This window comes from Cecembia sp. (assembly GCF_007126775.1).
Taxonomy (GTDB): domain Bacteria; phylum Bacteroidota; class Bacteroidia; order Cytophagales; family Cyclobacteriaceae; genus Cecembia.
In genome coordinates, this window is record NZ_SLAP01000181.1 from 1 (window position 1) to 13,415 (window position 13,415).

Here is a 13,415-nt window from a genome sequence, read left to right on the forward strand (position 1 = left end):
CAAACCCTTGGAGGGTTTATTTAAAATTTTTAAATTTAGTTGAGCTTTTTAAGATATGGCAAAACCAAAAACAACTTTTGAGGCAGAGCGCTTTTATCATATTTGGACAAATGCAAATGGGTTTGAAAATTTGTTTAATGAATCAAAAAATTACTATTTTTTTCTTGATCGATATAGGACTTATCTTTCTGATTTGGTAGATACATATGCTTATTGTCTGATGCCCAATCACCTTCACTTAATGATAAAAACAAAAGATGAAAAATTGACATTCAATTTTTATAAAAATAATGCAGAATCAACAAAAAGTGATTTTAACTTTTCAAATACAATAAGTAACCAGTTCTCAAAGCTATTCAATTCTTATACTCAAAGCTTTAATAAACTATATCAGAGAAAAGGCAGCTTATTTATTCCCAATTTTAATAGAAAAGCTATCACTAATGATGCTTATTTTACTTGGTTGGTGTTGTATATCCATAAGAATCCGGTCCACCATGGTTTTTGTCAGCATCTGGAACAATGGAAATTTTCTTCATATAGAACATTTTTAGAACAGGGAGCAACAAAAATAAAAAGAGGCGATGTATTGGATTGGTTTGGAGGAAGATCCGAGTTTATCAAATTCCATAAACTAAATTTAAACCAAGAAATAATTAATAACTTAGAATGATTGTCAACCCTCCAAGGGTTCCAAACCCTTGGAGGGTTTTATTCAGCTTAATCCAAAAACCTCCAGTTACTTTTAAAATCTTTTGGAATATCTCCCTTCATCCTTGCCCGGAGTAGTTCTATTGGGGTATAGTTTTGGGTGATGAAATAATCATGGAATTCCTTTTCGGTCATTTTACCGCCTTCGACCATTTCTTTTCTCAAACCATATACCTGCAGTCCTCCGATCATGTAGGCCAATTGGTACAATGGACCATATCGGCCTTCAAAGGACCTTCGTACTTCAGCCTCTGCATTGGCCCGCTCATGCCCAACGGCATCCACCAGGTAATCAATACACTGCTGAGGTGTCCAGCTGCCCAAATGGTAATTGAGCGAAAAAACGATTCTTGCAGCCCTGTGCATTCTCCAAAAAAGCATCCCGATTCTGTCTTCTGCATTTCTTGGAAAATTTTTATCCCAAAGGTTGAATTCCCAATACAAGGTCCAGCCTTCTACCCAAAACGGGGTATTGAAAACCCGGCGGTGGGGGAAATGCCTCTGATTCATGAATTGTTGTAAGTGGTGTCCAGGAATCAGTTCATGTTGTACAGTTGCCCTTGAAAAATGCGGGTTGTTACCACGCATGCTCATCATTTTTTCCTCATGGGTCATGGTGGAGGTTGGATAAGAAATGATGATGGTTTCCCCGCCTAGGAAGAAAGGGCTTACCTTCTGCCTTTCCGCGGACATCATGGTCGTCCTCCAGGTTTCCTTGGCCATATCAGGGATGGTCAGGAGGTCTCTTGATTCTAAAAACTCAATGGCTTCATCGGCCAATTCTGCCACCATTTGAGGCCATTCACCTGCAGGGACATAAGTATTTTTAACATGTTCCAGGGCAGCTTTCCAATCTTTTCCATATCCCAATTCTTCTGATGCTTTGATCATTTCTGCTTCGCACCAGGCATATTGTTTTTCTCCTTCTTTGAGTAATTCTTCGGCAGTATAAGGAATCATGTTGTAGGCCAGTTCTTTCTCAATGGCCAATTTTCCAACAGGTTTGCCAATAATTCCAGAGCCATCATCCTTCACTACTGTATTCTCAAAATGGTCCTTTAAGAATTCAGCATAAGATTTAAGCACCTCATTCATGCTTTCCATAGGCTTTTTCATCCACCAGGTAAAGTCAGGGTCGTAGTCGTAATAAAAGTTATAGGCTTCCTCGGTACTTTTCCTCAAGTCCTCAACCGTCTCTGCAGCTAATTCTGCTTCTTGCCAGGAATCAAAGGGTTTAGACTTTTTCATGGCTTCCCATTTTGCTTGAATGGCTTTTTCTGTGAGGGCAAATGTGGCGGCCAATTCTTGGGATTGAGGTTTTTCCGCCATTCGCCTGACCTGATAGAACTTTTCTAATTGATCCTTAAAGTCCACGACATGACTGACCTGTTTGAAGTCTTCAAAGGCTAGCCCATGAAAGAATAGTTCTTTTTCCAGGTGGTTTTTAAAAAGTTGCCAGTCCATCTTCCCATCAAGGGAATAAGCATCATAGGGCATTTTGTTTAGGGCATCTAACCAATCATTGTAAAGCTTGGTGAATCTTAGGAACGACTCTTCGGAAAGTGGATTATTGTACTTTCGAGCCAGGGCACTCCGGTCGGCTTGGTAACTGCTGATGGCGGGGTATAATTCAGTAGCCAATGAACTCCCGATAATTAAAAGACTTAGTAGAAAGGAAAATATACTTTTTTTCATAATAGACACGATTTGAAGATGCTTAGGTGGATATTAAGTAGAAATAGTCTCTCATTCATATTTCAAAAAGTAATTTCCATTTTTCATGGGCAAAAAACCAATACCCTGTTGACCAATGGTTTGTTGATGTTGATGGATGGTGTGTAAAAAGAAACTTATTTAATTCAAGGATTAATTAATATCGGGTTTAACTTTTTGGTTTTCAAATCCCTATTTAGTCCCTATATCATCTTTGACCTATACTCCTTTGGGGTTTCGCCCTGAATTTTTTTAAATGCCCTGTTGAAATAAGAAAGATTTTGAAAACCGCTTTGATAGGCAATCTGCGAAATCGACCATTCACTTTCTTGCAAGAGTTGACAGGTTTGGTGAATCCTTACCTGTGTCAAAAATTCCGTAAATGTCTTTCCCGTTCTTTCTTTGAAAAACCTGCAAAATGCTTCTTTGCTTAAGTTGGCAACATCTGCCACTTCACTTAAACTGATTTGGTTTTGGCTTTGGGAAAGGATAAATGACATCACCTGTCCCATGCGCTTACCTTCGGATTCTGTAAAATCTTTATGTGGAATGAGCCTGTTTAAAGCAGTGAGTTCCTGTGATTCTTGTAGGACATTCAAAATTTCCAAAGCCACAAGTATTTTTTTTAATCCCTTTAATCCGGGATAATTCATCAGGTTGTTTTTGATGTTGTTTTTGGCACTCCCCTTTATGGCAAAACAGCCCTTTGTCTGTTGTAGCCATTGGTTCAAACCGGTAAATTCTTCCACTTCCATTAGACTTTTTCCCAAAGCTTCGAAATCAAAAAACAGCGTATTTCCCAAAGAATACTTGTTTGTTTGAGGATCAAAGTACTCCGCATCCGAGCGGAACACATGTGGCATATTCGCCGAAAAAAGGAACATATCACCAGGCTCAAATCTGCCGAGGTAGTCCCCTACCATCAATTGCCCTTTCCCCTCAAGGATGAAGGTGAGTTGCCACTGAGGGTGCTGATGTAGCTTCTCATAAAAATGCTTCCCAGCATCCACTTGAAAGCGGACAAACTCTTTATTGGGTTTAGGGATTTGGAATGAGATGATTTTTTTCATGAGATAGTAGAAAAAGGCAATATACAGGCCCCAATATGAAGGAAACAAAATGAAAAACAAGTGTTAGAATCTTTTTCCAGAACCATATAGCTTTAATTTTCTATCAATCTAAATTATTTTGTAAATTTAGGTATGCCAAGAGAGGATAAAAACATTGTCCAAGAACCAGATCTTTCTTACGGAGGTTTGTACAGTTATGCTGATTACTTGGAATGGAATTAGGTGTAAAAGAGTATTGGATTGTTTATCCTGTTGAGCAATCTCTGATTATTCACCTGCTGGTTAGTGGCAAATACGAGCCCAGCAGACCTTTTACAATAGGGGATGTAGTTGATTCTCCCTGTGTGGAAGGTTTTCAAATGGACCTTTATGAACTTTTTCAAGAATAAAAATCGGGTGCTTTGTAGTAAGTGGAAGAAATCACAAGTTGGTAGCATCAGAAAATACCTAAGGGTTTGTAGGATTAACTTTTGATATCATATTGTTTTTCGGTAATTCCTATTTCTGATAGAAATATCAATATTGTACCATTAAGGATTAAGCCAGTATGGAAAATATATTGGAATTGGGCTTAATTTTGAAAAATTAAACAAATTAAAAATTCTATGAACTGGCAAGGCGTATTTCCGGCAGTAACCACCAAATTTCACCAAGACGGAAGCTTGGATATGGATATGTTTTTTAAAAATATAGATGCACAATTAGAAGCTGGTGTGCATGGCATCATTCTCGGAGGAACATTAGGGGAATCAAGTGTCCTTAGTCAGGATGAAAAAATCAAACTCACTACCGACACTGTGAAGTACATCAATGGCAGAGTACCGGTTATTCTAAACATTGCCGAGGGTGCAACAAGGGATGCGATTTTTTGGGCGGGTAAGGCCAAAGAAATGGGTGCTTCGGGATTGATGCTGTTACCCCCAATGCGCTATGCTGCCGATCACAGAGAAGTCGTCACTTATTTTAAGGTCGTTGCCAACAGCACCGAATTACCAATAATGATTTACAACAACCCTGTTGATTACAAGACCCTGGTTACAATTTCCATGTTTGAGGAATTGGCAGACTGTGCAAATATCCAAGCCATAAAGGAATCCACCAGGGATATTTCCAATGTGACCCGTATGCGCAATCGCTTTGGTGATAGATATAAAATTCTTTGTGGGGTAGATACCCTGGCAATGGAAGAGTTGGTTATGGGCGCCGATGGCTGGGTAGCTGGCCTTGTTTGTGCTTTTCCGAAGGAAACCGTTGCTGTCTATGAATTGGTGAAGGCAGGAAAGTATGAGGAAGCCTTGGCAATTTATCGTTGGTTTTTACCACTATTGGAGTTGGATATCCATCCAAAATTGGTACAGTATATCAAGTTGGCCGAACATATGGCAGGTATTGGAACGGAATGGGTAAGGGCACCCCGTTTGATTTTGGTAGGAGAAGAGCGGGTGAAGGTGGAGAATATTATTAAAAGGGGTTTGGAGCATAGGCCAGTGGTTTGAAAAGCTGGAAGTGAGAAATTAGAGGGAAAAAAGAGACCTCATTCTATGCCCTTAAACGACCCTAAAACTGCAGTTATTAGCTCTGGGTTTCAGGGAGCCCCATGTTTCAGGTTGTCTTTTGAAGAATTGGACCTACCTCTCAATATTTGGCTTTTATCTTCGATTTGCAGCCTATTTCAATTATATTTCTATCCTATTTCAACCTTATTTCTAATCAACTGACAAAAAGATACCATGAATCTAGATCTAATTTTCAAATCTGCCCAAGAAGCTTTTTTACATTATAAAAATGTCTCTGGAAAAGAGAAAGCTACTTTTTTGAGAAAAATAGCCGAAGGACTTGAAGCTGAAAAACACCTCCTTATTCCCACAGCCTCTGAAGAATCAAATCTTCCTGAAGGCAGAATTACGGGGGAATTAGGTAGGACTGTCGGACAAATCAGGCTTTTTGCGGATTTGGTAGAGGAAGGAAGTTGGGTAGAGGCGGTGATAGACCATGCGGATCCGGAAAGAGTACCCGCTCCTAAGCCTGATATCCGTAGGTTTTTAACAGCATTGGGACCTGTAGTGGTTTTTGGAGCCAGTAATTTCCCTTTAGCTTTTTCTACTGCTGGAGGAGATACCATTTCGGCATTGGCGGCAGGTTGCCCAGTGATTTATAAAGCCCATCCTGCCCATCCGGAAACCTCCAGATTAGTCGGGCAGGTAATCCACAAAGCTGCGATAGACGCTGCTTTGCCGATTAGCGTATTCAACCATGTGGAAGGTGGGATTGAAGTTGGGCAGGCCTTGGCTAAGCATCCACAAGCCAAAGCAGTAGCTTTTACAGGTTCTTTTGTAGGAGGTAAAGCTTTGTTTGATGCCGCGAATCAAAGAAAAGAACCCATACCGGTATTCGCGGAAATGGGCTCTGTAAATCCAATTATTGCACTCAAAGAAAGGCTTGGGAATAATATGGAGTCATTGGCCAAACAATTTGTGTCTTCCTTGACCCTTGGCGCGGGACAGTTTTGCACCAACCCAGGTTTGATTATGGTGCCTGCTTTACATGCGGAGGACTTTTCTGATGCGGTAAAGAAAGAGCTAGAGCAAATTGCTGCTGCCCCGATGTTGCATGAAGGCATTGCAGAAGCTTATTATAACGCTTTGGCCATACTTCAGGAAAGAAAGGAACTGGACTGGGTGCAGGTAGCCGCCGCCAAAGACCTGATCAAAGCCTATCCGGCTTTGGCCAGGATCAAAGCTGCCGATTGGTTGGAGGATGAACATTTCCAACAGGAAGTATTTGGGTCCTTTGCTTTGATGGTGGTATATGAGCATTTCAATGAGTTGTATGCCATAGCGCAAAGATTGCATGGGCAGTTGACCATTACCCTTTGGGGAGATGAAAAAGAGTTGGCCAAAAAGGTGGACTTAATCAACCAACTGGAGGAAAAATGTGGCAGATTGCTTTTCAAAGGGGTTCCGACAGGAGTAGAAGTCGGTCACGCCATGCAGCATGGAGGACCTTACCCCTCTACCACAGATAGCCGGTTCACTTCTGTAGGGGCCTATGCCATCAAACGCTTTGCAAGACCTATAGCCTTCCAGGACATGCCGCATGAACTGCTTCCGGATGCCCTAAGAGAGGAGAATCCTTTGGGTATTTGGAGAATGATGGATGGGGAGTTAAAGCGATAATGGTAATTGGAAATATTCCCAAGAGTGAAATATTGTAGAATTATGCTGGTAGCGAAATAAATATAAATAGGCTTCGCGAAATATTTCGAGAGGATTTTCAAAGAAGTTGATTTAGTGATTGGAGAATTGGTTGGACAGTGCCGCAGAGGGTAATAATGTTTCAATTTATTTCCACCTTATTTCCGTTTGCATCCAATTAATTTTCTTGGGGAGTTAGAAATGTGAATATTTGATAAAAACATACATATTATGCGGATCAATATTGAAATAGATGAGCAATTGATAGCGGAGGCGATGAAGATTGCAGGGCTAAGGACCAAAAAAGCTACTGTTGAATAGGGTTTGAGGTTAATCATCCAATTGAACCAGCAAAAGAAAATCCGCGATTTAAAAGGAAAGTTACTATGGGAAGGAGATCTCGAAAAAATGAGATTGAGCCAATGATATTATTGGATGTTTTTCAGAAGCGTCCATTCCAATATCTTAATATCCCAATATCCATTACTATCAATAAAGTATGAAAAAAACTTTCCAATGCATTGATGCCCACACCTGTGGCAATCCGGTCAGGGTAGTGGCCGGTGGTGTTCCTTTCCTTAAAGGCAAGAATATGCTGGAAAAGCGACAGTATTTCCTGGAAAACCTGGACTGGATCCGAACAGGGTTGATGTTTGAGCCCCGGGGTCATGATATGATGTCGGGATCCATGCTTTTCCCCCCCCATGAACCTGAAAATGATTTTGCTGTTTTGTTTATAGAGACATCAGGATGTCTGCCTATGTGCGGACATGGGACCATAGGTACCATTACCATTGCCATTGAAGAAGGATTGATCACGCCTAAGACTCCTGGATTCCTTCGTATGGAAGCACCTGCAGGTTTGGTTTTGGTGGAATACAAACAGGAAGGCAAAAAGGTCACTTCCGTTAAACTGACTAATGTCAAAAGTTTTCTAGCAGCTGAAGGGTTAGAGATTGAAATCGAGGAATTGGGTAAATTGACCGTGGATGTAGCTTATGGAGGAAATTTTTATTGTATAGTGGATCCTCAGAACAACTTTCCCGGTTTGGAGCATTACAAAGCCGAGCAACTGATTTCCATGGCCCGCAACCTGAGGCAGAAAATGAATGAGAAATTTGAGTTTGTACATCCAGAGCATTCTCAGATCAAAGGGCTTAGCCATGTGCTTTGGACAGGAAAGACTTTGGATGAAAGCAGTACTGCCCGAAATGCAGTATTCTATGGTGACAAGGCCATTGACCGTTCTCCTTGTGGAACAGGGACCTCTGCACGCATGGCCCAGTGGTTTGCCAAAGGTTGGTTGAAGCCTGGAGAGGACTTTATCCATGAGAGTTTTATTGGCTCGAAATTCACGGGTAGGATAGAAGAAGTTACTGAGATTGCGGGGAAACCGGCTATTGTGCCGAGCATAGAAGGTTGGGCGAAGATATATGGCTACAATACGATTATTATGGATGACGATGATCCTTATGTGCATGGATTTCAGGTGATTTGAGAGGCGAGAGGACCGAGCGTAAAGAAATCAGCCCTTTGGCTGATTTTAGTGAGGGGCCAGGGTGTAGGGTGGGAAAAAGAACCAAGGCAAAAGGGGGATATCGGAATAAAATCTGCGAAGATCAGCTCAATCCGCATCATCAGCGTGCCATCATTGCAAGCAGTTGGGTTTTTTAGTTTCAAGCAAGTCAATCCCATACCAATTTTTGTCAATTCCATTCGCTTTACTTTTTCCTGTAAATCTTACTTTAGTCCATCAAATTGGAGATATAAGAAACCACCAAAATCCTTATCTTTCATCCATATTTCCAGAAAAGTACTTAGTACTACCAATTGGTTAACTCTCTTGGTACATTGTACTTGGTTCTTGGTACATAAGATATGAAACCAACCATCATCATTGGCGGAGGCGTTATTGGCCTTTTTACAGCATATTACCTCAATAAGCAAGGGGTTGAAGTAGTCATTGTGGACAAAAGCGACATGTTGGATACCACTTCCACGGGGAATGCAGGTATGATCGTACCTAGTCATATCATTCCGCTGTCGGCGCCGGGGATGATTGCCAAAGGAATTTCCTGGATGTTTTCTTCCAAAAGTCCTTTTTACATCCATCCTAAATTAGACCGCAAACTCCTGGAATGGTCCTGGCTGTTTTACCGCTCTGCCAATAACAGCCATGTGGAAAAATCCATCCCTTATCTGAAAAACATTTCCCTCCTCAGCAAAGCCCTTTATCAGGAATTCAGAAACGAGCATAGCAATGCCGTGGATTTGGAAATGGCGGAAAAAGGTCTGATGATGCTCTACCAAACTGCGGAAATGGAAAAGGAAGAAGTTGAATTTGCCCATCTGGCCCGTCAACAAGGTCTGGAAGCCGAAGTACTCAATCCTTCCGATATTGCCAAAATTGAGCCCAATCTGGAAGTGAAAGCCCGTGGAGCAGTGTTATTTCCCGGTGATGCCCACCTTTCTCCATCCAATCTGTATATTTTCCTCAAAAAATACCTTAAAGAAAAAGGCGTCAAATTCCTTCCGAACCGAAAAGTGCTGGGTTTTGAAAAACAGGGAGGAAAGGTTACTTCCGTACTTACCGAAGAAGATAGCCTATTGCCTGATAAAGTGATCCTCTGTGGTGGGGCTTGGTCGGCTGAATTGGCAAAACACCTTGGTTTCAACCTGCCCATGATGGGAGGGAAAGGCTATAGCTTTATGCAGGACAACCAACCCGAAATCCAACAGGCTTCTATCCTGACTGAGATGAAAGTTGCGGTTAGCCCTTATGGTCGGCAGGTACGTTTCGGAGGGACTATGGAAATAGCCGGAACCGATGAATCTATCAATATCAATCGCGTCAAAGGAATTTTTGAATCTATTAACAGGTTTTATCCTGATTTTCAGGCCAATTTTCCAGAAAAGGAAAAAATATGGAAAGGGCTAAGACCCTGCTCGCCGGATGGTGTACCCTATATTGGAACAGCACCTGGTTATGACAACGTTTGGATTGGAACAGGGCATGGGATGATGGGCGTGAGTATGGCGACCGGAACAGGAAAAATCCTTGCGGACCTTCATGAGGGCCACGCTTCTCCTATGGATATCAAGGCTTTTGAGGTGGGGAGATTTTAACCTTCAAAAACCGGATCTTCCCGGTCAATAATTCCCCTGATAAAAATGATCATCCGGTCAATTTCTTCCCAAGTAAAACCCAAATGGGATTGAGAATGGGCCAATGCATCCCTTAGCCTTCCTATATTATTCATCATATCCACCCAATTGTCCCGGCTGAAGTCAGGTTCAAATTTGCGGAAGCGTTGTTTTTTGGAAAAAACTGATCCCAGATCCCCAAATTGAAGACATTGTACCAGATCAATTTCCTCGCCTCTGGCTTTTTTCCATTCATAAAGGTTCCTGGCCTGACCCACGCGGTTTTCGGTAATGCTTTCTTCCCAGTGGGGAAGGTGTTTACGGACCAGCTCCTTCATATGGGTTTCAAAAAGACTGATCAGTCCAAAAAAACCAATGCGTAAAGGAATCTTATCCAAGTCAGTTCTAGTGACAATATAAGCTGGATTCCCCTCCTCATCTTTGATAAAGTATCTTCTTCTTTGGATCAACATGCGAAAAGCCATAAGCAAAGGGGTGTCGGCTTCCATCCAATCCACTTCCTGTAAAGGGGTCGGCTCTGCATCTCCATCATCGAATTTCATCCACTCTCCATTCACATTCACAATGGCGGAATGGAAGTTCCGCTTTTTCATTTCTTCCATAAAGTTGGATTGGTCCAAGAGCAGCAGGTTTTCTGCAATCGGCAGCACATTGATCTGCTCTTCAAAAAGCAACCTGAGCCTATCCATGGAATTCATTCTGGCCTTCATATAAAAATTGGTGTTTTCAAATCAATTGACTTTATTTCAGGTTTAATGTAAACCAATCCGTTGGAATTTCCGAATTGAAATCATGAACCAGATAAAATTAACCCCGATTTATATCCTTCTTTTCCTATTAAATTCCTGTACCAATGATTTTTCCAATTCCGGATATGAAACAGGGAATGTGCAAATTGCCAGAGACGCATATGGAGTTCCACATATATTTGGTAAAACTGATGCTGATGTGGCTTATGGTTTGGCATGGGCACATGCAGAGGATGACTTTGAAACAACACAATTGACTTTGTTAGCAGGTAAGGCCATGTTGGGCCGATACCTAGGCGAACAAGGGGCCGCTGTAGATTTCTTTGTACATCTTTTAGAGACCAGAGATATTGCTTCCAATAAATATCTATCAGATTTTTCTCCCGATTTTCAAAAATTGGTGGATGCTTACCTGTCCGGTATCAATGATTTCGCCTTGACTTATCCAGAACGTGTTCTCCTGAAAGAAGCCTTTCCTGTTACCCATACGGATATCATTTCAGCATATATCCTTTCTTTGGCCCAAATGTCCGGTGCGGATGGAGCGGTTCAGAAAATTGTTGCCGGAACCATAGACAAAGCAGAGGTTACGGATCCAGCGGCAGGTTCCAATGCCATCGCCATTCATCCATCCCGGACGGATTCAGGTGAGGCTTTTTTGGCTATTAATTCCCATCAACCCTTGACCGGACCGGTCGCATGGTATGAAGCACATCTGCATTCTGAAGCAGGTTGGAATATTTTGGGGGGTCTATTTCCTGGAGGTTTGACTGTCTTCCATGGAGTCAATGAACATTTGGGTTGGGCACACACGGTAAATAATCCGGATAAGCTGGATGTCTTTCAGCTAAAAATGCACCCAGAGAAAAAGAATCGGTACGAGGTCGATGGCGAGTGGCTGGAATTGCAAGAAAAAAGGGTATGGCTGAAAGTGAAAATGTGGGACTTGGTCACTATTCCTGTGCCAAAAAAAGTTTGGAAAAGTGTTTTTGGTCCAACCTTGGTCACTGACCAAGGCGTTTTTAGCATCAGGACGGGTTCCCTTGAAGTGATTACTGCTCCAGAACAATGGTACAGGATGAACAAGGCGAAAAACTATTCTGAATTTAAAGCCGCCATGGACATGATGGCTTTGCCGGGTTTCAATACGGTTTATGCGGATAAATATGACACCATTTATTATGTCAGCAATGCCTTACTTCCTGTACGTAATCCGGAATTTGATTTCAGCAAAACACTTTTAGGTGATAGCAGGTCCAAGCTTTGGGAAGAATATTACCCCTTTGATGCCCTCCCCCAACAAGTAAATCCAAGTTCAGGATACTTGTTCAATACCAATCATTCGGCATTCAAGGCTTCAGCTGAAGCGGACAACTTGGATTTTGACACATTTCCCACAGGGATGGGTTATTACCTTACCGATAATAATCGCTCTCTTCGTTTCAGGGAGGTCATGCAGGATACTGGCTTGTTATCTTATGAAAAGTTTAAATCCATTAAATTTGACAAACAGTTGCCTGAAAATTTGGCCTATGAAATCAATGTTGATGCACTCTTTTCATTAGATCCTGCTTTGTACCCTGATATAGCAGAAGAGCTAGAAATATTAAATACATGGAACAAGCAATCTACAACAAGAAGTAGGGGAGCGGCACTTTTTGCCTTTGCTTATTATGCCATAAGGGACAAGACCAAAGAGGAGAACCTAGACCCTAAAAGGGTTTTGAATAAGGAAGAGGCTGCCGAAACCATAAAAGCGGCTAAAGATTATTTTGCACATCATTTCCCTGGCAAAGAAGTTCATCTAGGAGATTTTCAAAAACTGGTCCGTGGTGGCAAAGCATTGCCGCTTTTTGGTATACCCGATGTGATTGCAGCTATGAGATCAGAACCTTATCAAGGTGGTGTAAGAAAAGGAGAACAAGGGGAATCCTATATCATCCTTGTGAAATTTGGTGAGGGTTTGCCTGAAATCGAAACGGTCAATGTTTATGGTGCTTCTAACCAGACAGATAGTCCTCATTATACAGACCAGATGGAGCTATTTGTAAATCAACAACTCAAACCCATGACTTTAGAGAAGGAAGAGGTGCTGGAAAATGCTGTAAGGGTTTATAATCCCGGAAATTAATATTGCTTCATCACGAGGGCCAATACAAATCCTGGATTAAGGAGTGATTATGGTATTCGGTATAAAATAATGAAGCATCCCCCGGAACTCAGGAAATGCTTCAATTTATTGCCTTTGATAGATTTTCAAAGGTTAAACTCCCTCAACTTTAACATCAAATAATAACTGATTTAGGTAGTGTATACCGAATTGAACATAACATAATCTGTCGTGAGGTCTGTTCCCCAACCCAAACCCGTTTCATGACCTGTATTCAATTCCAGGTGTACCCGGAGATGGGAGTCGCGTAAGAGTTTTTTAACATAATTCTTGTCAAAATCTACCGGTTGACCCTTTTCCAATACCTGAACCAATTTGTCTTTGTCACCCACAAATAGGTTGACTTTTTTGTAATTGAAATTGATGCCCGCATTGCCACAGGCAGCGATAATCCTTCCCCAGTTCGGATCCCGGCCAAACATAGCTGTTTTGACCAAAGTGGAATCTGAAATGGCGCGGACCAGTTTCCTAGCAATCTCTCCCGACCTGGCCTTGCTTACTTTGTATTCTATAAATTTGGACGCTCCTTCTCCGTCTGAGACAATCAATTTGGCCAGGTGGGTAAGGATTTCCTGCAACTTTTCTCTAAAGAGAATATAGCCAGGGTCTTTTTCTGAGGTGATTTTTTTATTTTCCGCCAAGC

Annotated in this window: 13 protein-coding genes; 8 read left to right on the forward strand and 5 right to left on the reverse strand. The window is 41.7% G+C overall.

Going from position 1 to position 13,415, the window contains the following annotated elements:
- Positions 1 to 55 precede the first annotated feature (55 nt).
- A complete protein-coding gene (locus tag QZT73_RS12040) occupies positions 56 to 673 on the forward strand; it encodes a hypothetical protein (protein WP_291788375.1) in 618 nt (205 codons plus the stop codon).
- Between the two features lie 47 nt (positions 674 to 720).
- On the opposite strand, the gene QZT73_RS12045 is transcribed toward QZT73_RS12040, so the two are convergent.
- On the reverse strand, positions 721 to 2,406 hold the full coding sequence (locus tag QZT73_RS12045) for a DUF885 family protein (RefSeq protein WP_291788378.1): 1,686 nt from the start codon (positions 2,404 to 2,406) through the stop codon (positions 721 to 723).
- Between the two features lie 221 nt (positions 2,407 to 2,627).
- Positions 2,628 to 3,494, reverse strand: coding sequence for an AraC family transcriptional regulator (locus tag QZT73_RS12050; RefSeq protein WP_291777639.1), 867 nt, complete (start codon positions 3,492 to 3,494; stop codon positions 2,628 to 2,630).
- A 212-nt stretch (positions 3,495 to 3,706) separates the two neighbouring features.
- On the opposite strand from QZT73_RS12050, the gene QZT73_RS12055 reads away from it, so the two are divergent.
- The 5 genes from QZT73_RS12055 to QZT73_RS12075 all read left to right on the forward strand — a co-directional run bounded on the left by QZT73_RS12055 (position 3,707) and on the right by QZT73_RS12075 (position 8,186).
- Positions 3,707 to 3,883: a Uma2 family endonuclease gene (locus QZT73_RS12055; RefSeq protein ID WP_291780760.1), complete on the forward strand. Its 177-nt coding sequence runs from the start codon at positions 3,707 to 3,709 to the stop codon at positions 3,881 to 3,883.
- Positions 3,884 to 4,099: 216 nt separating this feature from the next.
- Entirely contained in the window at positions 4,100 to 4,990 is an 891-nt protein-coding gene (locus QZT73_RS12060) for a dihydrodipicolinate synthase family protein (RefSeq protein WP_291788379.1), read from the forward strand.
- 234 nt (positions 4,991 to 5,224) lie between these two features.
- Positions 5,225 to 6,670, forward strand: a complete 1,446-nt coding sequence (locus QZT73_RS12065) for an aldehyde dehydrogenase (NADP(+)) (protein ID WP_291788382.1) — start codon at positions 5,225 to 5,227, stop codon at positions 6,668 to 6,670.
- A 249-nt stretch (positions 6,671 to 6,919) separates the two neighbouring features.
- Positions 6,920 to 7,009 (forward strand): type II toxin-antitoxin system VapB family antitoxin, encoded by a 90-nt coding sequence (locus QZT73_RS12070; RefSeq protein ID WP_291780752.1) that lies wholly within the window; start codon positions 6,920 to 6,922, stop codon positions 7,007 to 7,009.
- 178 nt (positions 7,010 to 7,187) lie between these two features.
- Positions 7,188 to 8,186: a 4-hydroxyproline epimerase gene (locus QZT73_RS12075; RefSeq protein ID WP_291780749.1), complete on the forward strand. Its 999-nt coding sequence runs from the start codon at positions 7,188 to 7,190 to the stop codon at positions 8,184 to 8,186.
- On the opposite strand, the gene QZT73_RS12080 is transcribed toward QZT73_RS12075, so the two are convergent.
- Positions 8,174 to 8,404 (reverse strand): hypothetical protein, encoded by a 231-nt coding sequence (locus QZT73_RS12080; protein ID WP_291780747.1) that lies wholly within the window; start codon positions 8,402 to 8,404, stop codon positions 8,174 to 8,176. The two genes, QZT73_RS12075 and QZT73_RS12080, sit on opposite strands and share 13 nt — an antisense overlap.
- A 162-nt stretch (positions 8,405 to 8,566) precedes the next feature.
- Between QZT73_RS12080 and QZT73_RS12085 the strand changes: the two genes are divergently transcribed.
- The gene (locus QZT73_RS12085; RefSeq protein ID WP_291788385.1) at positions 8,567 to 9,814 is read left to right on the forward strand and encodes an FAD-dependent oxidoreductase; all 1,248 of its coding nucleotides are present in this window, start codon (positions 8,567 to 8,569) and stop codon (positions 9,812 to 9,814) included.
- Here QZT73_RS12085 and QZT73_RS12090 read toward each other — a convergent pair.
- Positions 9,811 to 10,563: a hypothetical protein gene (locus tag QZT73_RS12090; protein WP_291788386.1), complete on the reverse strand. Its 753-nt coding sequence runs from the start codon at positions 10,561 to 10,563 to the stop codon at positions 9,811 to 9,813. The two genes, QZT73_RS12085 and QZT73_RS12090, sit on opposite strands and share 4 nt — an antisense overlap.
- Before the next feature lie 82 nt (positions 10,564 to 10,645).
- On the opposite strand from QZT73_RS12090, the gene QZT73_RS12095 reads away from it, so the two are divergent.
- Positions 10,646 to 12,733 carry a penicillin acylase family protein gene (locus QZT73_RS12095; protein WP_291780738.1) on the forward strand — a complete coding sequence of 696 codons (2,088 nt, stop codon included), beginning with the start codon at positions 10,646 to 10,648 and terminating at the stop codon, positions 12,731 to 12,733.
- Between the two features lie 170 nt (positions 12,734 to 12,903).
- Here the strand turns inward: QZT73_RS12095 and QZT73_RS12100 are convergent.
- The coding region (locus QZT73_RS12100) for a bifunctional ornithine acetyltransferase/N-acetylglutamate synthase (RefSeq protein WP_291788388.1) at positions 12,904 to 13,415 on the reverse strand (512 nt) is incomplete at its 5' end.